The organism is Bacillus sp. PSXD-155, assembly GCF_049310765.1.
GTDB lineage: Bacteria > Bacillota > Bacilli > Bacillales > Bacillaceae_G > Bacillus_A > Bacillus_A cereus.
In genome coordinates this window covers 250159-274713 of record NZ_JBMOWC010000006.1, presented here as the reverse complement: position 1 = coordinate 274713, position 24555 = coordinate 250159, and the positions used below count along the sequence as shown (strand labels likewise).

Here is a 24555-nt window from a genome sequence, read left to right as displayed (position 1 = left end):
CAGAGGTTTTTCTAACATAGAAAAACCTCTTTCCACTAAGAAAGAGGTTTGAAGTTTATCTTCTCCCCTCTTATCTGCCAGAAAGTTTTACTTTCTGCTGGAATTAGCACCGTGCCTTTTGGCGTAATAAACGCCCCATTTCACAATGGTATTACGGTCGGTTGCTGGGCTTCATCGGGCCAAATCCCTCCACCTGCTCTTGATAAGAGTTGTATAATTTTTTGAATTTTTAACTTTATGTTGAAGACTATACCAAGAATAAAAATCACTTGTCAACATTTTATTTGTATAATTCTGGACGGCGATCCGCAAAAACTGGAATTCCTTTACGTACTTCTTTAATTTTCTCGAATTCAAGCTCTCCAAATAAAATTGATTCCTCTTCATTCGCCTCTACTACAACTTCACCCCAAGGGTCCACAATTAAAGAATGACCCGCAAATACATTATTTGGATCCTTTCCTGCTCTATTACATGCAACAACATAACACTGATTTTCAACTGCTCTTGCTTGCAATAGCAAACGCCAATGTGCTAAACGAACTAATGGCCATTCAGCTACAACAAATAATACTTTTGCCCCTTTAGCAGTATGGACACGCATCCACTCTGGAAAACGAATATCATAACAAATTGTTCCAGCGCATTCAACATCATCCAGCTTAAATTCGCCCGTACCATTACCGGCTATTAAATATTTATGTTCATCCATAAGCTGAAATAAATGTACTTTACTATATTCGTTGACTAGCTGTCCTTCATTATTTACAACATACATCGTATTTGTAACGCCTTGCTCTGTTTGCTTTGCTATAGAACCACCAACAATATGTACATCATATTGCTTCGCCCATTCTATTAACTTTTCTTTCGTTTCCACTCCATCCCTATCTGCAATTTCAGAAAGTCTCGTTAAATCATATCCTGTTGTCCATAGTTCTGGTAAGACGATAACATCTGGCCTTTCCTTCATAGCTTCGCTTATTTTATTTTTAGCATTCTCAATATTTTTTTCTACATCTCCAAAAACAATATCCATTTGAATACATGCGACTTTCATTTTTTCAGCCCCATTCTTATTTTTTTCTTTACAAAATACTGGAAAGATTATATCATTTGTCACTAGAATTGTAACAACTTTCAAAAGAGGTGGAAAGTATGAAATTATTTCAACCTTCTGAGATAGTAACATCATTGCCAACACAATTTTTCGCTTCACTTGTTGCAAAAGTTAACAAAGTCGTTGCAGCTGGTCATGATGTTATTAATCTAGGTCAAGGTAATCCAGATCAACCAACACCGCAGCATATCGTAAAAGCTTTACAAGATGCTGCCGAAAAGACCATTCATCATAAATATCCGCCATTTCGCGGACATGAAAGTTTAAAAGAAGCCGTGGCAACATTCTATCAACGTGAATATGATGTAGTAGTAAATCCGAAAACTGAAGTTGCTATATTGTTTGGTGGAAAGGCTGGATTAGTAGAATTACCAATTTGTTTTACAAACCCTGGTGATACGATTCTCGTTCCAGATCCAGGCTATCCAGATTATTTATCTGGGGTTGCCTTAGCAAAGGCACACTTTGAAACCATGCCGCTTATTGCAGAAAATCATTTTTTACCGGATTATAAAAAAATTGACGACTCTATCGCTGAACGGGCAAAGTTAATGTTTTTAAACTATCCAAATAACCCTACAGGTGCTACTGCATCAAAAGATTTTTTTGATGCAACTATTCATTTTGCTAATAAACATAATATATTAGTCGTTCATGATTTTGCTTACGGCGCTATCGGATTTGATGGTCAAAAACCTGTTAGTTTCTTGCAAGCAGACGGTGCTAAAAATACAGGTATTGAAATTTACACTCTATCGAAAACTTTCAATATGGCTGGATGGCGTATTGCTTTTGCAGTAGGGAATGAAAGTGTCATTGAAACCATTAACTTATTACAAGATCATATGTATGTTAGTATTTTTGGTGCAGTTCAAGATGCTGCCCGCGAAGCACTATTAAGTTCACAGTCTTGCGTAATAGACCTTGTAAATAGTTACGAATCTCGACGAAACGCTCTTATTTCGGCTTGTCAATCAATTGGTTGGAATGTAGACATTCCAACAGGGTCATTCTTTGCATGGCTTCCTGTTCCAAAAGGATATACCTCTGAGCAATTTGCTGATATTTTACTAGGAAAAGCACATGTTGCAGTTGCTCCTGGTGTTGGATTTGGTGAACATGGCGAAGGGTATGTCCGTGTTGGTCTCTTGCATACAGAAGATAGATTACGAGAAGCCATTAATCGAATTGATAAATTAAATTTTTTCAAAAAGTAATTGACAACATGAAAAATATCTGACAAAATTCAGTTATCTTAAAAATTTAAACATTTCTAAATACTTCTTATCAAGAGCAGGTGGAGGGACGAGCCCGACGAAACCCGGCAACCGATCTACAATCGTAGACACGGTGCTAATTCTCGCAGCATTATGCTGACAGATAAGGAGCTGGTTGTAAAAAAACCTCTCCTTAGCTGAGAGGTTTTTTTATTTAACTAGGAGGTTATAACAATGAGCGGAATTATAGCGACGTATTTAATCCATGATGATTCACATAACTTAGAAAAAAAGGCTGAGCAAATTGCACTTGGTTTAACAATTGGCTCTTGGACTCATTTGCCACAATTATTGCAAGAACAATTAAAGCAACATAAAGGCAACGTCATTCATATTGAGGAATTAGCTGAACATGAACATACGAATTCGTATTTACGTAAAAAAGTAAAACGCGGAATTATTAAAATCGAATATCCGTTATTAAACTTCAGTCCAGATTTACCAGCAATTTTAACGACTACATTTGGAAAGCTATCCCTTGATGGCGAAGTAAAATTAATTGACTTAACTTTTTCAGAAGAATTGAAAGAACATTTTCCTGGTCCAAAATTCGGGATAGATGGGATTCGAAACCTTTTACAAGTGCATGATCGTCCCCTTTTAATGAGTATTTTTAAAGGAATGATTGGACGAAATATTGGGTATTTAAAAACGCAATTACGTGATCAAGCAAGTGGTGGTGTAGATATAGTAAAAGATGATGAAATATTATTTGAAAATGCATTAACACCACTTACGAAACGCATTGTATCTGGAAAAGAAGTTTTACAATCCGTATATGAAACATACGGACATAAAACGTTATATGCCGTAAATTTAACAGGACGAACTTTTGATTTAAAAGAAAATGCGAAACGTGCAGTGCAAGCTGGAGCTGATATTCTATTATTTAACGTATTTGCTTACGGACTAGATGTACTGCAATCACTTGCAGAAGATGATGAAATCCCAGTTCCTATTATGGCACACCCTGCTGTAAGTGGTGCTTATTCAGCATCTAAGTTATATGGAATTTCATCTCCATTATTACTCGGAAAGCTACTACGCTATGCTGGGGCTGACTTTTCATTATTCCCATCTCCATACGGAAGTGTTGCGCTAGAAAAAGAGGAAGCTCTTGCTATCTCAAAATATTTAACTGAAGACGATGCATTTTTCAAGAAGAGCTTTTCTGTTCCATCTGCTGGTATTCACCCTGGTTTCGTTCCCTTTATTGTACGAGATTTCGGTAAAGATGTTGTTATTAATGCTGGCGGCGGGATACATGGACATCCAAATGGAGCGCAAGGCGGTGGTAAAGCTTTCCGTACTGCAATTGATGCTACTTTGCAAAATAAACCACTCCATGAAGTAGATGACATAAATTTGCATAGTGCACTACAAATATGGGGAAATCCCTCTCATGAGGTGAAATTATGAGTATTCAAGTATTTTGTGATTTCGATGGCACGATTACAAATAATGATAACATTATGTCCATTATGGAAAAATTCGCACCACCAGAAGCTGAAGAAGTAAAGAATAGAATTTTATCACAAGAGCTATCTATTCAAGAAGGTGTTTCTCAATTATTTCGATTAATACCTACTCATCTGCACGATGAAATTATTCAATTTTTAATAGAAACTGCTGAAATTCGTAATGGTTTTCATGAATTTATACAATTTGTAAATGAAAATAACATTTCTTTTTACGTTATATCAGGTGGAATGGATTTCTTCGTCTATCCACTCTTACAAGGACTCATTCCAAAAGAGCAAATTTACTGTAATGAAACAGATTTTTCAAATGAATACATTACGGTGAATTGGCCTCATCCTTGTGATCATCATTGTCAAAATCATTGCGGATTATGTAAATCATCACTCATCCGAAAATTAAGTGATACGAATGACTTCCATATTGTGATTGGAGATTCAATTACTGATTTACAAGCTGCGAAACAAGCAGATAAAGTATTTGCTCGTGACTTCCTTATTACAAAGTGTGAAGAGAATTATATTGCTTATACACCGTTTGAAACATTCCATGATATTCAAAATGAATTAAAACATTTGTTGGAGGTGAAATCATGAAACAACTTTTTCGTCAATGGTATGACTTAAGCGAGATAAAAAAAGAATTAACAACTCGAAATTGGTTCCCAGCAACAAGTGGTAATATTTCTATAAAAGTTAGTCATGAGCCACTTACTTTTCTCATTACAGCAAGCGGTAAAGATAAAACAAAAACCACTCCAGATGATTTTCTATTAGTAGATCATGTAGGAGTTCCCGTTTTAGAGACTGAATTACGCCCTTCAGCAGAAACAATATTGCATACACATATTTATAACAATACGAATGCCGGGTGCGTACTTCATGTTCATACAACTGATAATAATGTCATCACAAATTTATATAGTGATGCAGTTACCCTTCAAAATCAAGAAATTATTAAAGCTCTCGATATTTGGGAAGAAGGTGCAACAATTCACATTCCTATTATCGAAAACCATGCCCATATCCCAACGCTTGGAGAAAACTTCCGAAAGCATATACAAGGTGATTCGGGAGCGGTATTAATCCGTAACCACGGTATTACCGTATGGGGCCGAGATAGCTTTGATGCAAAGAAGAGATTAGAAGCTTATGAGTTTTTATTCCAATTTCATATAAAACTATTATCAATTCAAGGAGGCGTTTCTAATGGCGCAAATTCGTATTCATGAAGTAAATACTCGTATTGAAAATGAAGTGGAAGTATCTAAATTTCTACAAGAGGAAGGCGTTTTATATGAGAAATGGAATATTTCTAAACTTCCTACTCATTTAAATGAAAATTATTCTTTAACAGATGAAAACAAAGCTGAAATATTAGCTGTTTTTTCAAAAGAAATCGCTGATGTTTCAGCACGTCGAGGTTATAAAGCACATGATGTAATTTCACTTTCAAATAGCACACCTAACCTTGACGAATTATTAATTAATTTCCAAAAAGAACATCATCATACAGACGACGAAGTCCGCTTTATCGTCAGTGGTCATGGCATTTTCGCTATTGAAGGCAAAGATGGGAAATTCTTTGATGTTGAACTTGAGCCAGGCGATCTAATATCTGTTCCAGAAAATGCAAGACATTATTTTACCTTGCAAGATGATCGTCAAGTTGTAGCTATTCGTATTTTTGTGACAACTGAAGGCTGGGTTCCAATCTATTAAGGTAGTTAGTTGAATAAAAGGACTTGGATCCCCTTTTCCAAACTTTTATTCACTCTACATATATACATCCTCCTATGGAACAGGCTTATTTCACTTTTGAAATAAGCCTGATTTTTTATTTACTCAAAAGTACCATTTCATCACAAATTTAACGTCTTGATTTTTCAAGTGTATTTTTCGAACATTTATTGAAATTTTTCTGAAAATTCTGTTTTACATGTGATATACTACAATTAACTAAGAAGGAAAATAATATCGCAAACAGAGGGGGATAATCATGAGCTTACTTATCGCACTTATACTTGGAGTTACATGTGGAGCATTTCCTGTTATTTTAGGAGCTATTATGGAAGAGTTAGAAATTGGTGTTTTAGGATTTGTTGCATCTTGTGTAAGCGCTTTATTTTTTGGTTTATTCGGCGCTATTCCTGTTTCAATTCTGTGTGCTTTTTATATAATACGCCATGCTCGTACAAAACAATTTGGTCCTAATCACATCGCACAAATTATCCCATTCCCGGTTGAACGATGTCGCCGCGCTTCTAACTTATAATGACTAAATAAATAAAAGTCCTCAAATGAGGACTTTTATTTATTTTCTTCTAGAAATTGAAACAATTCTTGTAGATGTAGGGCATCTTCACCATAGCTAACAGATACATGAAATATACCGTCAATCTCAGCTTGCATATAAAGATCCACTCCATCACGATCATATTTCAATGCCAAATAAAACTCCATTTCTTCTAACATCTTTTTAGAGGTTCGAATTACATAATGCCCCTTCTCATCTCTTCCATATTCAAAGTCTGGTTCAAAATCATATTTTTGTTTAAAAGCTTCTTTTTGTTTTTCATTAATTTGCATACAAGTAGCTCGCTGTACAGTATCAATCATCTCATCAAACTTTTGAAGGTCCACCTCGTTTACCCCCTTATATATTTTTTATATAATACTTGTGTTCCACTATTTTCTTCGCCATCCTTAATTAACTCTTCATACAATTCTTTCGCCAAACTTAAGCCTGGGACTGGTAATTGTAATTTTTCTGCTTCCTCTAAAGCAATTTTCATATCTTTCATAAAATGCTTTACATAAAATCCTGGCTCAAAGTCTCCTTTTAACATTCGAGGAGCTAAATTACTTAATGACCAACTACCTGCTGCCCCTGTTGAAATACTCTCTAACACTTTATCTGGATTCAATCCAGCCTTCTTCGCGTAAGCAACAGCCTCACATACTCCAATCATATTGGAAGCAATCGCAATTTGATTGCACATTTTTGTATGTTGTCCACTCCCAGCTGGTCCTTGTAATTGAATGTTTGTTCCTAACTTTTCAAGTAAAGGTAAGCATCTATCATATATTTCTTTCTCTCCACCTACCATAATTGCGAGTTTTGCTTCTTTCGCACCAACATCTCCTCCTGAGACAGGTGCATCTAACGTATATATATTTTTGCTTTTTGCAACTTCATTAATACGTTTTGCTAAAGTAGGTGTAGATGTCGTAAAGTCAATTGCTATCGTACCTTCTTTTGCATGTTCTATAATTCCTTCTATACCAAAATACACTTCTTCTACATCATGTGGATATCCAACCATTGTCATTACAATATCAACTTGCTTCACTAACTCTTTTGGCGTATCACACCATTGTGCACCATCTTGCACTAAAGAATCTGTTTTTGCTTTCGTTCTATTATATACATATACTTTATGACCATCTTGCATTAAGTGATAAACCATACTTTTTCCCATTACGCCAATACCAATGAAACCTATTGATAAAGTTTTATGTTCCATTTTCTCATCCCCTTTGTTCTAATAAATCATTTACCATCTTTCGGAACTCTTTATTAAAGTCATCATCCATACTATTTTTTACATTTGAAAATAACATAACAAAAATTCCTTTTTCTTTATTAAAATTATTGAAAGTGTTCCAACCAGATAATACACCATGATTATGAAAATAATCTGGATATATATAAAAACTAAATGCATATTTCCGTTCTGCTGAAGGCGAAAACATTGCTTGTATACTTTGTTCAGAAAGAAGTTTTCCATTTATAATTGCTTCGTCTAACTTCTTCATATCTCCAACTGTCGTATACATCTCACCACAACCATATAGCCAATCCATGCCTAACTTCTGCGCTGGTACAAGCTCTTGATTTTTTTTCACATAACCCTTTGTAAAATTTTTATCTCCAGGTACCATATTTCCCATACCGGATTCATGCATATCTGCTTTTACAAATATGTTTTCTTTTATGTAATCTCCTAAAGGTTTTTTCGAGATATGTTCTATTATATAAGCAAGAACCATATAATTATAATCTGTATATCTCCAACCTGTTCCTGCAGGAAATTCTAAATTTTGACGTCCAATCCAATTAATTAACTGTAAACGGGAAGTAGCATTCACATTTCCTTTCGCATGTTCAGGTAAACCAGAGGTATGGGTTAATAAATGATATAGTGTAATATTTTTATTCTCCGGAAATGAAGGAATATATTTATTTACATTATCTTGAATATTCAATTTACCTTGTTCTTGCAACTGTAAAATAGATGTGGCAACAACTGTTTTCGTAATAGAACCAATACGATATTTTGTTTGAGGCGTATTTTCTATTTTATTTTGAACATCAGCATACCCATATCCTTTATTCAATATAACACGCTCTTTATCTGTTACCAAAACTGTTCCATTAAATTGCTTTCCGACTAAATATTGATCTAATTTTTGAGATATGCTAGCATAATCAATTTGTTGCTCTTCTTTTTCTTCTATATTCCCTTGTACTTCTGATTCAATAGTAGGATTCACTTTAGTTGTTAATACAGTGTTTTCCTTTATATTGGGGCTAACAAGAAAATAGTATACTCCGCCGCCAACTATAGCAGACAGTGAAGCCATCACCATTACTTTTTTTATCATATTGATCCTCCATAATTCCTTCGCTAAAAATTGTCCCCCTATTCTATTATCAAACAATAAAAAAAAATCGCAACAATTTGTTGCGAAAAATTACATTTTTTCTTTTCTATACACACATACTTGATTCTTCCCATTTTTTTTCGCTTCATATAATGCAATGTCCGCTCGTTGCATTAATTCTTCTCTTGTAGTTCCTTGTTCATATAACGCAACTCCAAAGCTAGCTGTTAGCTTCGAAATTCCAGTGAATTGCTTTGTTTCAATGAAGAATCGTAATGACTCCGCAACTTGAAACGCTTCCTTTTCTACTGTATTTGTCACTAATATAATGAATTCTTCTCCTCCCCATCTTGCAAATACATGTTGTTGCTCCACTTTAGATTTCATAAGCTCTGCAAGTTGTATTAATGCCAAATCACCAAAATCATGACCATATGTGTCATTAACCGTTTTAAAATTATCTATATCAAATAAAATGATAGCTATTTTCTCATCACTACGTATTACCTTTTCCCACTCTACCTCTAGTATTTGTTGAAACTTTAAACGATTATAAATCTCTGTCAATGAATCTACCATAGCAAGTCTTTCTTGCTCTTGATAGATTTCATCTAATTCTGTAATTTCCGTGCACTTTACAATAAATCTTGATAAATCTTCTGGCAATGGTGTCGCACGTAATAAAAAAGTGGATACTACCCCTTCATAATTTAGCATCTTAATTCTTCTACCATTTGATAAAGTATCGTCTAACCATGTTATATCATGCGTCGTTGAATAGTATCCACTTTCTCTAATAAAATGTTCAGCAAATACTAAATGTTGCTCACGATAGGCAAACAGATTTTCATATCCAAAAAAAGCTAAAAAATTTGTATTACAATCAACAATCTCATCATCTTCTACTATAAATAATAGATCATTTTGAAAATCAAACATCGTTTGAAGCAATTCCTGCTGCAAACCGACTTGCCTTACTAAAGAAAGTTGATACAAACTCTTATTCACTTCCTCTAACACTGCTTGCGGAGTTACAGGAGCTATTACAATATTACGTATTCCTAATGCAAGTACATCTGTGAATTCTTTTGTTATTTGTTGATCCCAAATGACAATGAATGTACTGTGCGGAGTATACATATTCTTTATATATTTTATTTGAGAATAATCTGTTACATACGTAATGATAATGTGTGGTTTCGTTCTTTGAAATAATAGTTCGCCCTCTTCAAAACTATTTGCTATAAACATACATTTTGGATGGATATTTTCTACCGTTTGTTGATGCTTACATCCATTTTCTATATAAAGGACATTTAACTGCAGATCTTGTAACACATTTTGGAAAACCGTATTCTCTAATAAAAAATGTAGTATGTTCATCACTAGTCTTCACTCACTTCATATATCTTGTTCTACTGAATTCCTCACAAACTTTTTTAAAAGACTGTTCTCCAATAAACTTTAATTTGTGAGAGATACATATTAACAAGCTAATTGAGAATGTTATCTTCGCTTTTCACTCTATAAATTCCTTTTTTAGTGTATGATTGTAGGAATTGTATCGTTTGTATGAATGCCCTAGCTTATTTTTAAAACTTGACAATTAAAATAAAGATATTATATTCTTAAATTCGATAACTTACAAAATGTAAGTAGTGTATATTATTTTTTTGAAAATAATTCGATATACAATTTGGAGGATATACAATGACAAACGACAACTTTTTTAACGTTCTATATGAACGCACATCTACACGTGCATTCAACCCAAATAAAGAAATCTCATCTACAGAATTACATGAGATTTTAAAAGCCGCAGCACAAGCACCTTCCGCTTGGAACTTGCAACACTGGAAATTCCTCGTTTTTCAAGGTGAAGATGTACAAAAACGATTACACCCAATAGCTTATAACCAACAACAAATTCTTGATGCTTCTGCAGTAGTCGCTATTTTAGGTGATTTAGAAGCTTATAAAAATGTTGAGCCAGTATATGGTCCAATTGTAGAACAAGGATTTATGAAAGAAGAAGCAAAAGAACGCTTAGCTAAAAATATTGAATCTGCATATGCTCGTGAACAATTCCCAAGAGATGCTGCCTTTTCAAATGCATCTTTAGCAGCAATGCAACTTATGCTTGCAGCTAAAGCAACTGGTTGGGATACTTGTGCTATTGGTGGCTTCAATCCACAAGCACTGACAGACGAATTTAACGTTTCATCTCGTTACGTTCCAATTATGCTTATTACAATTGGTGAATCAACTTTAAAAGGCCACCCTGCACCTCGTATGAGCGTAGAGCAAGTGAGTGAGTGGGCAAAATAATAAAAAACGAAGGTAACTACATTGCCTTCGTTTTTTTATTTCCTGTCATACTTTTGTAATATTACTACAAATCATTCGACATTTATACTTATGGAAAAGTATATTCTATTCCCTTATCATAAATAAACTTGACGTTTTGTGTCGAATTTTGTTTAGGTGTTGAAATATACCCGTGTATTTTTGTTACAATTATGATACAATGATAACAAATAGATAACAAGAGAGGGATTTTCATTGAGTTCATACGGAAGCTTTATCGCACTTTTATGTTACATAGTAACTGTACTGCTTCTATATTTTATTGGTGATGCCGCAAACATCTCCATTTTACAATTCCCAAAAGAAGAAGCATTCCAATTAGAATCAGAAAAACATACTGCACGATCCATTGTACCACTACTCCTAGCTCTTCCTGTATATATCATCGTTTTATATAAAAGTAAAAAAGTGTAAAGGCTACCTATTTCATTTATTTTGGTGGTTTTTACATTTTTTGTTATATTTCCCCTATTTTAAACATCATTCCATACTAAACACCCAGCTAGTCATTTAAAATGAGAAAATCCCCTAGAAAAAATTCCACTCTCTGTCCAGTCACTCACTACCGAACTTACATAGATTATAAGTGTGAAGGGGGTGATGAGGATTATGTTTGGATCATTTGGATGCTGTGATAACTTTAGAGACTGTCATCATCATGAAAGAGAGTGCAGACATCATGAGAAAGAGAAAGAGAAAGAAGTAGTTAGACCACAACAACCAGCTGTATGTAACGTACTTGCTAGCATTTCAGTTGGAACAGAACTTTCTCTTTTAAGCATTAAAGGTATCGGATCTTTCAACAATGTAATTTTTGAAGGTTTCGCTAACGGTGTTGCTCTTTTCTCTGCTTTAGCTCGTAACAATAATGATAAAGATAATAAAGACGACAACAAAGATGATAAGAACCGTCAACGTAATACTTTTAATGGCATTTTACGTGTATGCCCAACTGATATCGTTGCAATCGCTATCTAATTCTGTCTCTTATCCTCGATAGTAAGCAAATAAGATTTACTTTTCTCATAGAAAAAACCTGAGACCGATTTCAAATCGACTCAGGTTTTTTTATTGATTATATGCTTTTAACTAGTTCAACAACTTCTTCAGCAGTTGACATCATTAATGCTTTTTCTGCTAATGTTTCCATTTCTGCTTTTGACAACTTGCTTAGCTGTGTTCTTGCAGGAAGAATAGATGTTGCACTCATACTGAACTCATCTAATCCTAATCCTAATAATAATGGGATAGCAAGTGAATCGCCCGCCATCTCACCACACATACCAGCCCATTTTCCTTCTTTATGAGCAGCATCGATAACCATTTTTACAAGACGTAAAATAGATGGGTTATATGGTTGGTATAAGTATGATACTTGTTCGTTCATACGGTCTGCAGCCATTGTGTATTGGATTAAATCATTTGTTCCGATAGAGAAGAAGTCAACTTCTTTCGCGAATTGATCTGCTAATACTGCTGAAGCTGGGATTTCAACCATCATACCAACTTCAATAGAATCAGAAACAGTTGTACCCGCTTCTACAAGTTTCGCTTTCTCTTCTAATAAAATCGCTTTCGCTTGACGGAACTCATCAAGAGTTGCAATCATTGGGAACATAATTTTTAAGTTACCGTATACGCTAGCACGAAGTAATGCACGAAGTTGTGTACGGAACACATCTTGCTCATCAAGACATAAGCGAATTGCACGGTATCCTAAGAATGGGTTCATTTCTTTTGGTAAATGTAAGTATGGAAGCTCTTTATCTCCACCGATGTCAAGTGTACGAACAACGACTGGTTGACCTTCTTTTACACCTTCAAGAACTGCTTTATACGCTTCGAACTGCTCTTCTTCTGTTGGAAGATTGTCACGGCCCATGTATAAGAATTCTGTACGGTATAAGCCAACGCCTTCTCCGCCATTATCGATAATGCCTTGTACATCATTTGGTGTTCCGATATTTGCAACAAGCTCAACGTGATGTCCGTCACTTGTTACAGTAGCTTGGTCTTTTAATTTAGCCCATTCAGCTTTTTGCTCTTCAAATTTCGCTTTCTTTTCTTCAAACGAACGAAGAGTTTCTTCTGATGGGTTTACAATTACTTCTCCATCTAAACCGTCAATGATAACGATATCGCCGTTTTGGATTTTTTCCATAACAACTTTCGTACCAACAACAGCTGGAATTTCCATAGAACGAGCCATAATTGCAGAGTGAGATGTACGTCCACCAATATCAGTAGTGAAACCTTTTGCATACTTACGGTTTAACTGAGCTGTATCAGATGGTGTTAAATCTTCAGCAATGATGATTACCTCTTCAGAAATTGTACCAGGATTTGAGAAGTTAATTCCTAGTAAATGTGCAAGAACGCGTTTTGTTACGTCACGAATGTCCGCAGCACGTTCTTTCATATATTCGTTATCCATGTTTTCAAACATAGAAATAAACATTGATGCAACTTCATCCATTGCAAATTCAGCATTTACTTTTTCGCTATTTACTTTATCTTTTACTGGGTTTACTAGTTCTGGATCATTTAACACTAATAAATGTGCTTCAAAGATTGCAGCTTTGTCAGCACCTAGCTCAGCAAATGCGTGGTCCTTAATAGCTTCTAATTCAGTTTTTGCTTTCTCAAGCGCAGCGTCTAAGCGTGCAATTTCTGCAGCTTCGTTTGTAATTGATTTCTTTTCGATGTTAAATTCAGGATTTTCAAGTCTGAAAGCCTTTGCAATAGCAATCCCACTTGATGCAGCGATCCCTTGAATGTTAAGAGTCATTATTCTCCTAATCCTTCGTTTTTCATAGTTTCTTCGATAGCTGCTAGTGCTTGAGCTGCATCATCACCATTTGCAGTGATTTTAATTTCTGCGTTTTGTTGAATGCCTAAAGACATAACGCCCATGATTGATTTTAAGTTAACGTTCTTTCCGTTATACTCTAAGTTAATGTCAGAACCGAATTTGCTTGCAGTGTTTACAAGTAGAGTTGCTGGACGAGCATGAATTCCTGAGTCGCTAGTTACTTTAAAGATTTTTTCCATGATTATTTATCTCCTTTAAATTACAGTTTTTTTTAGTTGTATAGACGTGAGTACTACATCATCTATTGTATATAATAGGCGATGTTCGGTCAACCACATCGCCTATTATAATTATAAACATTTTGCGTCAAATTCCTACTGAATGTCAATAATAGCAGTTTCGCCCTTCTTAACATTTCCATCTTTTTTCAATTCGACTTGTTGCCCTTGTTGTAAGTTTGTAAATACAATTGGTGTAATGATAGATGGTGCATTTTCTTTTACAAATGCAAGATCTACTTTTAATAATGGTTGGCCTTGCTTCACTTTATCACCTTGTGCTACAAGTGCCTCGAATCCTTCACCATTTAATTTTACAGTATCAATACCAAAGTGGATTAAAATTTCTTTTCCGCCTTCAGATTGAATACCAATCGCATGTTTTGTAGGGAATACATTGACAATTTCACCGTTAACTGGAGAAACTACTGTTCCTTCAGTTGGCTCAATTGCAAATCCGTCTCCCATCATTTTTCCTGAGAATACTTGGTCAGGTACTTCTGTAATTGGTAATATTTTCCCTTCAATTGGTGATACAATTGTTTCATTTTCATCAACTTTTTGAGGAGTTTCTTCCACTTTTACAGGTTCTTCTTTTTCAACATGAGGTGTACGACCTGACATTATATCATGAATTTGTGATTTTAATGTGTCAGATTTCGGTCCGAAAATAGCTTGAATGTTATTTCCAACTTCAAGTACACCAGCTGCTCCAAGTTCTTTTAAGCGGTCTTTGTTTACATTCTTTTGTTCGTTAACTTGAACACGTAAACGAGTAATACAAGCATCTAAAGAAGCAATGTTTTCTTTACCACCAAGTGCTACTAATACTTCACGAGGAAGTTCGCCTGCTTCTGTTTTTCCTGCACCGTCATTCGCATTTGCCTCTTCACGACCAGGTGTTTTTAGATTCCATTTACGGATTGCAAAGCGGAATCCGAAGTAGTAAATAACTGCTAGTACAAGACCAACAATAATTACCCACCACCATGCTGTACGGCCTGGTAGTACACCGAATAATAGGAAGTCAATTAAACCACCAGAGAATGTCATACCAATTTTAACACCTAAAATTTGCATTGTCATAAATGATAGACCAGCAAATACAGCGTGAATTCCGAATAATACTGGCGCTACGAATAAGAATGAAAATTCAAGTGGCTCTGTAATACCTGTTAAGAAAGATGTTAATGCTGCAGAACCTAAAATACCTGCTGCTAATTTTTTATTTTCTGGACGTGCTTCATGGTACATTGCTAAAGCTGCTGCTGGAAGACCGAACATCATGAACGGATACTTACCAGTTGTAAATGTACCTGCTGTTAATTCTACACCGTCTTTTAACTGTGCCATAAAGATTTTTTGGTCACCACGGATTAATTCGCCAGCTGCATTTGTATACTGACCGAATTCGAACCAGAACGGTGAATAGAAAATGTGATGTAGTCCAAATGGAATTAATGAACGTTCAATTAAACCGAATATAAATGCTGCGATTGTTCTATTTGCATCAATCATTTGATGTGAGAACGTGTTTAAGCCACCTTGAATGTATGGCCAAACGAAGCACATGATAATACCTACTATTAAAGAGAATGTTGCAGTTGCGATCGGTACGAAACGCTTACCTGCAAAGAAACCTAAGTATGATGGTAATTCAATGTTGAAGTATTTATTATAGCAATATGCCGCTACTATACCGACGATAATACCACCAAATACCCCTGTTTGTAGCGTTGGAATACCTAATACGTTTGCATACGCTGGATCTGCAAATCCAATTTTTACTGGGTCTGCTCCAGAACTTGTTACTTTCACTAGCTTATCTACTTCTAAGAACACACTCATCGTTTTGTTCATAATTAAGTAGCCGACGAATGCTGCTAAACCAGCTACTCCATCTCCACCAGCTAAACCAATTGCTACCCCAACTGCGAATAATAATGCAAGGTTAGCGAAAATAATATCACCAGATTGTTCCATAATTTTTGCAACCATTACGAACCAATCTGCTTTTAAAGCAGGAATAACATTTGTTAACTGTGGATTTTGAAATGCATTACCAAATCCAAGTAAAATACCTGCTGCCGGTAAAATCGCTACTGGAAGCATTAACGCTTTTCCGACTTTTTGAAGAACACCAAAGATCTTCTTAAACATGGAAACCCTTCCTCTCTTATCTATATTGATACCTTCCGACAAACGCCAAAAAGACATGAGGAAAAAAAGATAGAACGATAGCTATACAAAGGGTAGTATATCCCTTTCTCTAGCTTACATTCCTTACTTTTCTCCACTCATGCCTGATCGAATCAGTAACACGTGTCAAAAATAGGTTTACGTATAAGTTCACTATAATTAAGGCAAACGTTTTCGTTACTCACCTTAATGTGTTTGTCGAAATTTGTATAACTTTGCAATAGTTATTATACATAACTATTGTAAGCGATTCAATCATTTTTTTTAACGTTTTCATTTTAGACAAAAATATATGACTTATTACACATGCTCTGCCTTGACTAAGCGTTGCAAGTGCATCGTTAAATAAATACTTTCAGCTTCATATACAGGTAGTTGCAACTCTTTTTGCATGACCTTAACTAGCTTCCAAGCTACGTTATAGCAAACTGGATACTCCGCCTTTAATAAATCAGCAAAACTTTGCGATTCTTCTACTTTTTCTCCTTTTTTCACCCTCTCAATAGCATATTGGAGATGACGAATAAGGCGTAAATAATGAATGCTCTCTTGATCTAATGTAATTTCTAAGTTTGTCTCAATTAAAGATACAAGTTGTGCAATGAGACGGGAGTTTTGATTAACTGAAGATAAATCAGAATTTGTAAGCGAACTGTAAATGTGAAGTGCAATAAAACCAATTTCTCCTTCTGGCAATGTAATTTGCAAACGAGAATTTAAAAGTTCTACAACACCTTCCGCAATTTCATATTCCTCTGGATAGAGCATTTTTGTTTCAACTAAAAAAGGATTATCAATTGTAAGTCCTTGCTTTAACCTTTTAATTGCAAATGAAATATGATCTGTTAACGCAATATGAATATGTTCATTTAGTGGAGATTTCGCTTTTTCTTGAATGTACAGCATAATATCGTTCATCAATTCAATTAATTTTTCACTAACATGCGGCACTAATAATTTATATTGTTCACGATCACGTTCATTTTTTAAGACAAACATTTTTTCGATTTGTTCTTGCTCCAATACATCTTTCGCTTTTTTCCCAAATCCAATTCCTTTACCAATCACTACTACTTCCTCGTGTTCAGGATGGCTAGCAATGATGACATTATTATTTAAAACTTTTTTAATTTCTAGATAATTATTCATATAACACCACCCTCGTACTTAAATAGCCTACTTTTATGTTACAGAATATTCTTCTTTGTCGTCAATGTAAAACATCTGCCATTTAATAAAAATTCATTTTTTAGACATGTTTATATATGATGCGTATAATGTAAGAGCAACTGTACATAGAAAGGAGATAACAGCATGATTAAAATGTTTGTAAGTGATATCGATGGTACAATGATGCAACACGGAGGTCTTATTGATGAACAAGATGTTGCGGCACTACGCAGCCTCGCCGAGCAAAATGTTATTCTTTGCTTCGCTTCCGGAAGACTTGATAATGAAATTGCAGACTTAATGAAAGCTGTAAATACAAATTTTCATCGTATTAGTGTAAATGGTGTTTTTGTATATACACATGAAAATAAACAACTATTATCTGCAACTTTTGATTCCAGCATACTTCCCGATTTGTTAGCTATGACGAATGAAAATCCTTATTTCCGTTATGTAAGTGATGAGCATAATTATTACATTGAAGAGAAAACACCTTTTATTCAAGAACTTGAACAACAAGTAACAATGACTTCTGTTGAAGAACCAAACTTACTACAGAAGATTGATGATACAATTTTCCCAAATAAAATTTCTGTCGGTGGAACAAAGGAGAGCTTACAACTCCTTCAAAAAAAAATTGATGAAAAATTCCACGGGAAAGTTAGTACTTTCATCTCAGCAGAACAATGTTTAGATGTAATGCCACCGAATGTTAGTAAAGGCTCTGCCATTTCTGTTTTATTAAATGAGTTTCAAATAAAACCTGAGGAAATTGCTTGTATAGGGGATTCTTACAATGATATTCCTATGTTTTCTTTAACTCCTCACAGTTTTGCTATGTCGCAAGCAGATGATGCAGTAAAAAAACACGCTCACTATGTAGTAAATCACGTCAAAGATGCTGTTAACCACGTAATTGCTCATAATAAAAATACGACTCATTCCTTATAAGGATGAGTCGTATTTTTATTTCTTTACATGTTATCCATTTTCATTTCGACTGTACTTCACAAACTGAAATATACTATTTGTTACGTGCGATATTCGTAATAAATTTATAACGATCTCCACGATAAATACATTTCACGTACTCTAGCGGTATCTCACCTTCTGAATATGACCATTGACGCATTACAAGTACAGGCGCCTTTTTAGGAATATGCAGATGTTCAGCTTCATTTTCCGTCGCAACAGAAGCTTCAATTGACTGAGTAGCGCTAACAAGTTTAAAGCCCAGTTTTTTCTCTAAATGTTCATATAAAGATTGTTGCAATATCTCTTCGTTAATATCTTTTACAAGAGCTGGCGACAAATATGTCGTCTCAAAAGCAATCGGTTCATCATCAGCTAAGCGAATACGCCTCACTTCATAAACCGATTCCCCCTCCTGTATTCTCAACCGGTCTGCTATTTTAGCAGTAGCTGGAACTAGGCGGAAACTAAGTAATTGACTACTTGGGTTCATTCCACGAGAAATCATATCTTCTGTGAATCCCGTCATTCCTTGCAATTTTTGTTCCACTTTCGGAAGTTGGACAAATGTTCCAATTCCACGCTTCCGATATAAATAGCCTTGTTCCACTAAATTATTAATCGCCTGTCTGATTGTCATACGACTCACTTCGAACTTATCACAAAGTTCATTCTCAGATGGGATTTTATCTCCCGGCTTCCATTCGCCGTCCTCAATTAGCTGTTTCACCCACTCTTGAATCTGATAATAGATCGGAAATGGTGAATACTTGTCGATGTTCATCAGCAATCGCCTCACTGCATAAAGATAGAGCTTCTTGATCTGCGATTACGGTTACATTCGGATGACGTTGTAAAACTGTAGCCGGACACTCTTCACTATATTCACCTTGCAATAATTCTTTAACAGCTTCTGCCTTTTTAGAACCCATAGCAACAAGTAGAACTTGTTTCGCTTTCATAATGCTTCCAATTCCCATTGTAATCGCATGAGTTGGCACATCTTCTTCTTTTTCGAAGAAGCGAAGGTTTGCTTGGCGTGTAGATTCTGTTAATTCAACAATGTTCGTTGGAGAATTAAACGGTGTTCCTGGCTCATTAAATCCGATGTGACCGTTTTCACCGATTCCAAGAATCTGTAGGTCAACTGGGTTAGCAGTTAGAATGCCCTCGTAACGTTTGCACTCTTCCTCTAAATCACTTGCCATCCCGTTTGGTACATAAGTTTGTTTAAATGGAAGATGATCAAACAACTGTTCTTGCATGAAATAGTGATAGCTGTTTTTATCTTCATGTGGTAAATTTACGTACTCATCTAAGTTTACAGTGGTTACACGGCTTGTATCAAGTTTATTTTTTCGCATTTCTGCATAAATACCTAATGGAGAGCTTCCTGTAGCCATTCCTAATGTTGGATTTTCTTTTGTTTTTACAACTTCTTCAATTAATTTATAACCTGCTTCGGCTAGTTCTTCTGGAGTTTTTACAACAAGAATATTCATTTAATTACTTCCCTTCCTTCATATGAATTCCTAAACGAACCGTATCATATACATGTAAATCTTCATTCATCACAACAAAGTCTGCATCTTTTCCTACTGCTAATGCACCTTTATTATTTAATCCAAACTCTTCTGCTTGGTTAACTGATGTCATCAGTACTGCATCTTCGATTGAACAACCCGTAAATTCAATTACATTTCGGAAAGCTTGATCCATTTTTAGAATACTACCAGCTAACGTTCCATCTTCTAATCGAGCACTACCATCTTTTACATGTACTGGCTGTCCGCCAAGCTCATATAATCCATCTTCAAGACCTTTTGCGCGCATTGCGTCAGTAATAACACTTACTTTTTTCGGTCCTTTTAACTTATATGCTAATTTCACCATATCAGGGTGAATATGAATACCATCTGTAATTACTTCAACCATTACATCTGGATTTAATAACACATGACCAACAACTCCTGGTTCACGGTGATGTAATCCACGCATTTGATTGTATAAATGTGTCGCATGTGTAATCTTTCTATTTTTTAGTTGCGCATCAATTGCATCTGTATGCCCCATTGTGCCCACTACACCAGTTTCAGCAAGATATTGTTCAAACTCTAATGCTCCCTCTTCTTCTGGCGCATATGTTACTAATTTAATTAAATTCCCACTTGCTTCTTGCCATTGTTTAAATTGCTCAATATTTGCAGGAACGATATGTTCAAGTGGTTGTGCACCTGCACGTTTCTTTGAAACATAAGGTCCTTCTAAGTGAATATATTCGAAATGTGCTCCTTTTTCTTTTGCTTCTTTCGCAGCGGTTAGCGCTGCTTCAATTGCCTCTGGAGCTTGTGTCATTGTTGTTGGAAAGTAAGTTGTAACCCCTTCTTTTAACATTTCTTTACCTAGAGTTACTAACCCATCGCTATTTGCATCCATCGCATCAATATCGTATCCACCATGAATATGAACATCGATCATACCTGGAATTACAATCTTCCCTGTAGCATCAAAAACAGTTTCATTTTCTTGTGGTACATATTGAGCCATCAAACCAATTTCTTTAATGGTTTCTGCGTAACGGATAAATCCGTTTTCCACTATTTCTTGACCTGTGTAAATTTTGGCATTGATGACAATTTGCGTTTTCATTTTCATCGATCCTTTCCCATGAAATACCTACTTGTTATTATTACCTTATTCGCCTAGTTCCATCTTAATATATGCACGAGTAGTTGTCTATACATTCTAATGAAATTTCCTTTTTATTCAACAAAAAAGGAAATTCCTTACGTCCTTTATAATTATAATATATATTATTCATTTTTCCAAAAAGGGACAGTATCCACCCCTAATATAGAAATCACTTCAACAACGGCATTAACCCGCTAGACTCTAACATAACATGTTCACCATCTGTTTCTATTTCTACTGTACGTTTATTCGTTCTATATACCATTATACCGTGCCTTTTTAAGCGTTTTACTACACTTTGATGAGGATGTCCATACGGATTACTACTCCCGTAAGACAGAATAGCAAACTGCGGTTCCACTTTTTTTATAAACGTTTCACTGGTTGAAGTATACGAGCCGTGATGCCCCACTTTTAAAACATCTGCATGTACATCAAATCGTTTTAATATTTCATGTTCTGTCCGTACATCCGCGTCACCCATTAATAAAAAATCCGCTTTTCCATATCGCACCTTTAAAACAATTGAGGATTCATTATTTTCATCTTTTGATTTCCCATTGTTTAATACTTGTATAGAAACATGTGGATCCAGCGGTATATATTGCCCTTCCTTTACTGAAACGAAAGGTATCCCTCTTTTTTTAATATTATTCCGATATGTATGATAAGTAAGAGAACTATATGTTTTTCCGCTATCTAATATAAGCGATACCGGCATTTGCTCTACAATTGGAATTAGCCCCCCTATATGATCCATATCAGGATGGGTACTGACAATTACATCTAAATGATTAATCCCTTTCTCAATTAATTTCTGAATAATAACCTCTCCTGCTTCATAAGGTCCTCCATCAATTAACATTGTTTGTCCGTTTGGCATTATGATAAGTGTTGCATCACCTTGTCCCACTTTTAAAAAGCTCACTTTCATTTTACTAAGATGTTGCCGATGCATATGTAAAGGAGACGTAGTATGAATAGACATCATATACCTTTTAGCTGATGCGCTATTTAAAGAAAAACATAATAAAACAGAAACTAATAATAGAATAATCCGCATACCTCTCATAACTCGTCTCCTTTTTTCATTTAGTATGGCACTGTAAATAATTGATATACAAAAAAAGCTTAGCAAAATGCTAAGCTTTTATTTCGATATCTCTTGTAAGGAACCGAAGAATAAATCCGCTTCATTCATTTGTTCATTCTCTTCAGAAAGCGGCGGTAAATCATCTAATGTTTTCAATCCAAATGTGTCCAAAAATTCTTTTGTTGTTCCGTATAAAATAGGACGCCCTGGTCCTTCTGCTCTTCCCATCTCTTTTATAAGTAAATGTGAAACCAACGTTTGTAACGCCTTATCGGTTTTAACTCCTCTAATCTCTTCCATTTCAGTCCTTGTGATTGGTTGACGATATGCAACAATCGCTAACGTTTCAAGGGCAGCTTGTGAGAGCGAAGCAGCTGTTGGTGTATCTATTAATTTTTGATAATATGAAGCATGTTCTTTCTTTGTAGCAAAACGATATACTTTTGCATACTGTACAATTTGCAAACCACGGTTTGCACCTTCACATTCTTGTTGCATTTCTTCTAAAATATTAATTACTTCATTCATTTCAATTTCAAGAACTTTCGCTATTTGTTCTGGATAAATCCCTTCATCACCAGAAACAAATAAAAGGCCTTCAATAATTGACTTTTGTTCTTTCCTATCCATTTCACGAGCTCCTTCCTTCTATTTCCCCATAAAAATACACATCAAAAAACCGAATCACAATCAATGCGTTCGGTTCAATATTTTTTCTCTTGCTCCAAACGATACATTAAAACATAGCATGAGATAAAGTGTTTCTATCCCAATTTCATATACTTGCTCTATGCAGATTTATTAGAGCTTGATACGAAAATTTCATCAAAATTATGTTCTTGCTCAATTATGATTTGTTGATTTTTCATAAGTTCCAGAACTGCTAAAAATGTCACAACCATTATTTCACGTTCATCATCAACAAACAAATCATGAAAACTTTGGCGACCACCCTTTATTTTTAATTGCTTTAAAATATCAGTCATTCGCTGTTCAATTGGTATTTCTTGACGAGTAATACGTGTTGTTACAGGTTTTTTTGCCTTTTTACGGCGCATTAATTTTTGAAATGCCGCTAGCATATCATATAACGTAACATCAAGAGGCAAGCTTGTCTCTTCTTCTTGTTGCAACGATGTAAAGTCAATTGGTGGACGTGTATATAGCTGTGCTCTTTCTTGTTCTCTTTCTTTTAACTCAGTAGCAACTTGCTTATATTTCTTATATTCAATTAACCTCTCCATCAATTCTTGACGAGGATCATCTATAAAATCATCACCGTTATCAAGTACATCTTCTTCATGTTTCGGCAACAACATTTTACTTTTAATTTGTAATAACGTTGCGGCCATTACTAAATACTCACTTGCAACATCTAATTGCAGTTCTTTCATCGTATGCACATAAGATAAATATTGCTCTGTAATATCTGCTACAGGAATATTATATATATCAATTTCATAACGATGTATTAAATGTAACAATAGATCTAAAGGCCCTTCAAAAGCCTCTACTTTAAAATTATATTGCACAAAGCATCCCACCACATTTTTTCTATAACAACATAAGTATAGAGCATACTCATGTTCTATCCAACCTTTTTAAGAAATTTAATTAAAAATAGACCGATGCCTATGTCATCATGCCCACCACTTCATATGATAACAGTGTAGTAAGAACAATGTAGGAGGTCAAAAAACTATGGGTCACGTTGATTGTGGTTTTAGCGGTGGGTTCGCATTACTTGTTGTACTGTTTATTTTGCTAATTATTGTAGGAGCAGCTTGCTTCTGCTAATATGAACAATAACGGCTAGGGGGAAATCTCCTAGTCGTTTATTGTTCATATTTCTATGATACACTTATATGTATAACCGTTAGATAGGGGCGAGAAAACATGTATCCTACCGAATACATACAATTTTTAATTCATTTCCAAGGAGATTACGACTATTTTGAATGCCACGAAATACTAGAAGAGTACTGGAAGACAAAACCAAGAGGAAATCGTGATCATTACTTAGTTGGTCTCATTCAAATTGCCGTTTCTTTATACCACCAAAGACGTGCTAACTGGAATGGTTCCACAAAAATGATGAAAAGCGCAATCACAATTTTAGAAAAAAGCGGTGTGTCTTTACAACGTTTAGGAATTAATCAAGTACAACTTCTTTCCTTGCTCAATGAAAGATTGCAATCTATCCATAAAAAAGAACGTTTTGTACCTTTATTTTTACCCTTATCAGATCCATTGTTAGAGAAGCAGTGCATAGAGTTATGCAAAAAACAAAACCTCTCTTGGAAAGACTTGAATGCTATTCCAAGTGAATATATTATACACAAGCACACTTTGCGTAATCGCACAGAGGTCATTACTGAACGAAACGAACAATTACAAAAAAGAAAGCAGAGATAATAAACTACTTATCCC

Annotated in this window: 27 protein-coding genes and 2 riboswitches; of the genes, 12 read left to right on the top strand and 15 right to left on the bottom strand. The window is 35.0% G+C overall.

Annotated elements, in window-relative coordinates; genetic code table 11:
* Nucleotides 1–67: 67 nt before the first annotated feature.
* Nucleotides 68–209: riboswitch (SAM riboswitch) on the bottom strand.
* A gap of 71 nt (nucleotides 210–280) precedes the next feature.
* Entirely contained in the window at nucleotides 281–1144 is an 864-nt protein-coding gene (locus ACO6VI_RS09680; RefSeq protein WP_016512349.1) for a carbon-nitrogen family hydrolase, read from the bottom strand.
* 14 nt (nucleotides 1145–1158) lie between these two features.
* Here ACO6VI_RS09680 and ACO6VI_RS09675 point away from each other — a divergent pair, with 14 nt between their 5' ends.
* From ACO6VI_RS09675 to ACO6VI_RS09650, 6 genes are all read left to right on the top strand, one after another.
* Nucleotides 1159–2337, top strand: coding sequence for a pyridoxal phosphate-dependent aminotransferase (locus ACO6VI_RS09675; RefSeq protein ID WP_161520089.1), 1179 nt, complete (start codon nucleotides 1159–1161; stop codon nucleotides 2335–2337).
* Between the two features lie 64 nt (nucleotides 2338–2401).
* Nucleotides 2402–2507, top strand: a riboswitch (SAM riboswitch).
* A 64-nt stretch (nucleotides 2508–2571) separates the two neighbouring features.
* Nucleotides 2572–3816: a 2,3-diketo-5-methylthiopentyl-1-phosphate enolase gene (gene mtnW, locus ACO6VI_RS09670; protein ID WP_000014203.1), complete on the top strand. Its 1245-nt coding sequence runs from the start codon at nucleotides 2572–2574 to the stop codon at nucleotides 3814–3816.
* A complete protein-coding gene (mtnX, locus tag ACO6VI_RS09665; protein ID WP_000027487.1) occupies nucleotides 3813–4472 on the top strand; it encodes a 2-hydroxy-3-keto-5-methylthiopentenyl-1-phosphate phosphatase in 660 nt (219 codons plus the stop codon). Before mtnW ends, mtnX begins: the two co-directional genes overlap by 4 nt.
* On the top strand, nucleotides 4469–5107 hold the full coding sequence (locus ACO6VI_RS09660) for a methylthioribulose 1-phosphate dehydratase (protein ID WP_000811341.1): 639 nt from the start codon (nucleotides 4469–4471) through the stop codon (nucleotides 5105–5107). Before mtnX ends, ACO6VI_RS09660 begins: the two co-directional genes overlap by 4 nt.
* The gene (locus tag ACO6VI_RS09655; protein ID WP_000057317.1) at nucleotides 5085–5597 is read left to right on the top strand and encodes a 1,2-dihydroxy-3-keto-5-methylthiopentene dioxygenase; all 513 of its coding nucleotides are present in this window, start codon (nucleotides 5085–5087) and stop codon (nucleotides 5595–5597) included. The genes ACO6VI_RS09660 and ACO6VI_RS09655 overlap by 23 nt, the downstream gene beginning before the upstream one ends.
* Before the next feature lie 277 nt (nucleotides 5598–5874).
* Nucleotides 5875–6150 carry a hypothetical protein gene (locus ACO6VI_RS09650; protein WP_000054658.1) on the top strand — a complete coding sequence of 92 codons (276 nt, stop codon included), beginning with the start codon at nucleotides 5875–5877 and terminating at the stop codon, nucleotides 6148–6150.
* A 35-nt stretch (nucleotides 6151–6185) separates the two neighbouring features.
* On the opposite strand, the gene ACO6VI_RS09645 is transcribed toward ACO6VI_RS09650, so the two are convergent.
* The 4 genes from ACO6VI_RS09645 to ACO6VI_RS09630 all read right to left on the bottom strand — a co-directional run bounded on the left by ACO6VI_RS09645 (nucleotide 6186) and on the right by ACO6VI_RS09630 (nucleotide 9926).
* A complete protein-coding gene (locus ACO6VI_RS09645; protein WP_000365617.1) occupies nucleotides 6186–6518 on the bottom strand; it encodes a DUF3909 family protein in 333 nt (110 codons plus the stop codon).
* Between the two features lie 5 nt (nucleotides 6519–6523).
* Complete coding sequence (locus ACO6VI_RS09640; protein ID WP_000400437.1) at nucleotides 6524–7402, bottom strand: NAD(P)-dependent oxidoreductase; 879 nt, start codon at nucleotides 7400–7402, stop codon at nucleotides 6524–6526.
* Nucleotides 7403–7406: 4 nt separating this feature from the next.
* A complete protein-coding gene (locus tag ACO6VI_RS09635) occupies nucleotides 7407–8543 on the bottom strand; it encodes a serine hydrolase (protein ID WP_141544807.1) in 1137 nt (378 codons plus the stop codon).
* A gap of 90 nt (nucleotides 8544–8633) precedes the next feature.
* Nucleotides 8634–9926, bottom strand: coding sequence for a GGDEF domain-containing protein (locus ACO6VI_RS09630; RefSeq protein ID WP_161520108.1), 1293 nt, complete (start codon nucleotides 9924–9926; stop codon nucleotides 8634–8636).
* 327 nt (nucleotides 9927–10253) lie between these two features.
* Here ACO6VI_RS09630 and ACO6VI_RS09625 point away from each other — a divergent pair, with 327 nt between their 5' ends.
* From ACO6VI_RS09625 to ACO6VI_RS09615, 3 genes are all read left to right on the top strand, one after another.
* Nucleotides 10254–10871 carry a nitroreductase family protein gene (locus ACO6VI_RS09625; protein ID WP_000180387.1) on the top strand — a complete coding sequence of 206 codons (618 nt, stop codon included), beginning with the start codon at nucleotides 10254–10256 and terminating at the stop codon, nucleotides 10869–10871.
* Nucleotides 10872–11105: 234 nt separating this feature from the next.
* On the top strand, nucleotides 11106–11324 hold the full coding sequence (locus tag ACO6VI_RS09620) for a hypothetical protein (RefSeq protein WP_000100485.1): 219 nt from the start codon (nucleotides 11106–11108) through the stop codon (nucleotides 11322–11324).
* A gap of 195 nt (nucleotides 11325–11519) precedes the next feature.
* Complete coding sequence (locus ACO6VI_RS09615; RefSeq protein ID WP_088020460.1) at nucleotides 11520–11888, top strand: DUF3915 family protein; 369 nt, start codon at nucleotides 11520–11522, stop codon at nucleotides 11886–11888.
* A 97-nt stretch (nucleotides 11889–11985) separates the two neighbouring features.
* Here the strand turns inward: ACO6VI_RS09615 and ptsP are convergent, their stop codons facing one another.
* The 4 genes from ptsP to glcT form a co-directional block, all read right to left on the bottom strand.
* Nucleotides 11986–13698, bottom strand: a complete 1713-nt coding sequence (ptsP, locus tag ACO6VI_RS09610) for a phosphoenolpyruvate--protein phosphotransferase (RefSeq protein WP_000174207.1) — start codon at nucleotides 13696–13698, stop codon at nucleotides 11986–11988.
* Nucleotides 13698–13961: a phosphocarrier protein HPr gene (gene ptsH, locus ACO6VI_RS09605; RefSeq protein WP_000411080.1), complete on the bottom strand. Its 264-nt coding sequence runs from the start codon at nucleotides 13959–13961 to the stop codon at nucleotides 13698–13700. The genes ptsP and ptsH overlap by 1 nt, the downstream gene beginning before the upstream one ends.
* 135 nt (nucleotides 13962–14096) lie before the next feature.
* The gene (gene ptsG, locus ACO6VI_RS09600; protein WP_061659903.1) at nucleotides 14097–16160 is read right to left on the bottom strand and encodes a PTS glucose transporter subunit IIABC; all 2064 of its coding nucleotides are present in this window, start codon (nucleotides 16158–16160) and stop codon (nucleotides 14097–14099) included.
* A 339-nt stretch (nucleotides 16161–16499) separates the two neighbouring features.
* Nucleotides 16500–17348 carry a glucose PTS transporter transcription antiterminator GlcT gene (glcT, locus tag ACO6VI_RS09595; RefSeq protein WP_001067322.1) on the bottom strand — a complete coding sequence of 283 codons (849 nt, stop codon included), beginning with the start codon at nucleotides 17346–17348 and terminating at the stop codon, nucleotides 16500–16502.
* 165 nt (nucleotides 17349–17513) lie between these two features.
* Here glcT and ACO6VI_RS09590 point away from each other — a divergent pair, with 165 nt between their 5' ends.
* Nucleotides 17514–18320: a Cof-type HAD-IIB family hydrolase gene (locus ACO6VI_RS09590; protein WP_000594250.1), complete on the top strand. Its 807-nt coding sequence runs from the start codon at nucleotides 17514–17516 to the stop codon at nucleotides 18318–18320.
* Between the two features lie 73 nt (nucleotides 18321–18393).
* Here ACO6VI_RS09590 and ACO6VI_RS09585 read toward each other — a convergent pair whose 3' ends face one another.
* From ACO6VI_RS09585 to scpA, 6 genes are all read right to left on the bottom strand, one after another.
* Nucleotides 18394–19125 (bottom strand): GntR family transcriptional regulator, encoded by a 732-nt coding sequence (locus ACO6VI_RS09585; protein WP_014894892.1) that lies wholly within the window; start codon nucleotides 19123–19125, stop codon nucleotides 18394–18396.
* Nucleotides 19055–19843 carry a glucosamine-6-phosphate deaminase gene (nagB, locus tag ACO6VI_RS09580; RefSeq protein WP_001024208.1) on the bottom strand — a complete coding sequence of 263 codons (789 nt, stop codon included), beginning with the start codon at nucleotides 19841–19843 and terminating at the stop codon, nucleotides 19055–19057. The genes ACO6VI_RS09585 and nagB overlap by 71 nt, the downstream gene beginning before the upstream one ends.
* A gap of 4 nt (nucleotides 19844–19847) precedes the next feature.
* The gene (gene nagA / locus ACO6VI_RS09575) at nucleotides 19848–20990 is read right to left on the bottom strand and encodes an N-acetylglucosamine-6-phosphate deacetylase (protein WP_001987227.1); all 1143 of its coding nucleotides are present in this window, start codon (nucleotides 20988–20990) and stop codon (nucleotides 19848–19850) included.
* A 211-nt stretch (nucleotides 20991–21201) separates the two neighbouring features.
* Nucleotides 21202–22104, bottom strand: a complete 903-nt coding sequence (locus ACO6VI_RS09570; protein WP_161520087.1) for a ComEC/Rec2 family competence protein — start codon at nucleotides 22102–22104, stop codon at nucleotides 21202–21204.
* Nucleotides 22105–22182: 78 nt separating this feature from the next.
* A complete protein-coding gene (gene scpB / locus ACO6VI_RS09565) occupies nucleotides 22183–22755 on the bottom strand; it encodes a segregation/condensation protein ScpB (protein ID WP_000375171.1) in 573 nt (190 codons plus the stop codon).
* Between the two features lie 158 nt (nucleotides 22756–22913).
* Nucleotides 22914–23657, bottom strand: coding sequence for a segregation/condensation protein A (gene scpA / locus ACO6VI_RS09560; protein WP_001199751.1), 744 nt, complete (start codon nucleotides 23655–23657; stop codon nucleotides 22914–22916).
* Between the two features lie 169 nt (nucleotides 23658–23826).
* Here scpA and ACO6VI_RS09555 point away from each other — a divergent pair, with 169 nt between their 5' ends.
* Together ACO6VI_RS09555 and ACO6VI_RS09550 are read left to right on the top strand one after the other, a co-directional pair.
* On the top strand, nucleotides 23827–23922 hold the full coding sequence (locus tag ACO6VI_RS09555; protein ID WP_000510194.1) for a YjcZ family sporulation protein: 96 nt from the start codon (nucleotides 23827–23829) through the stop codon (nucleotides 23920–23922).
* A 99-nt stretch (nucleotides 23923–24021) separates the two neighbouring features.
* Entirely contained in the window at nucleotides 24022–24540 is a 519-nt protein-coding gene (locus ACO6VI_RS09550) for a DUF309 domain-containing protein (protein WP_161520086.1), read from the top strand.
* Nucleotides 24541–24555: the final 15 nt, after the last annotated feature.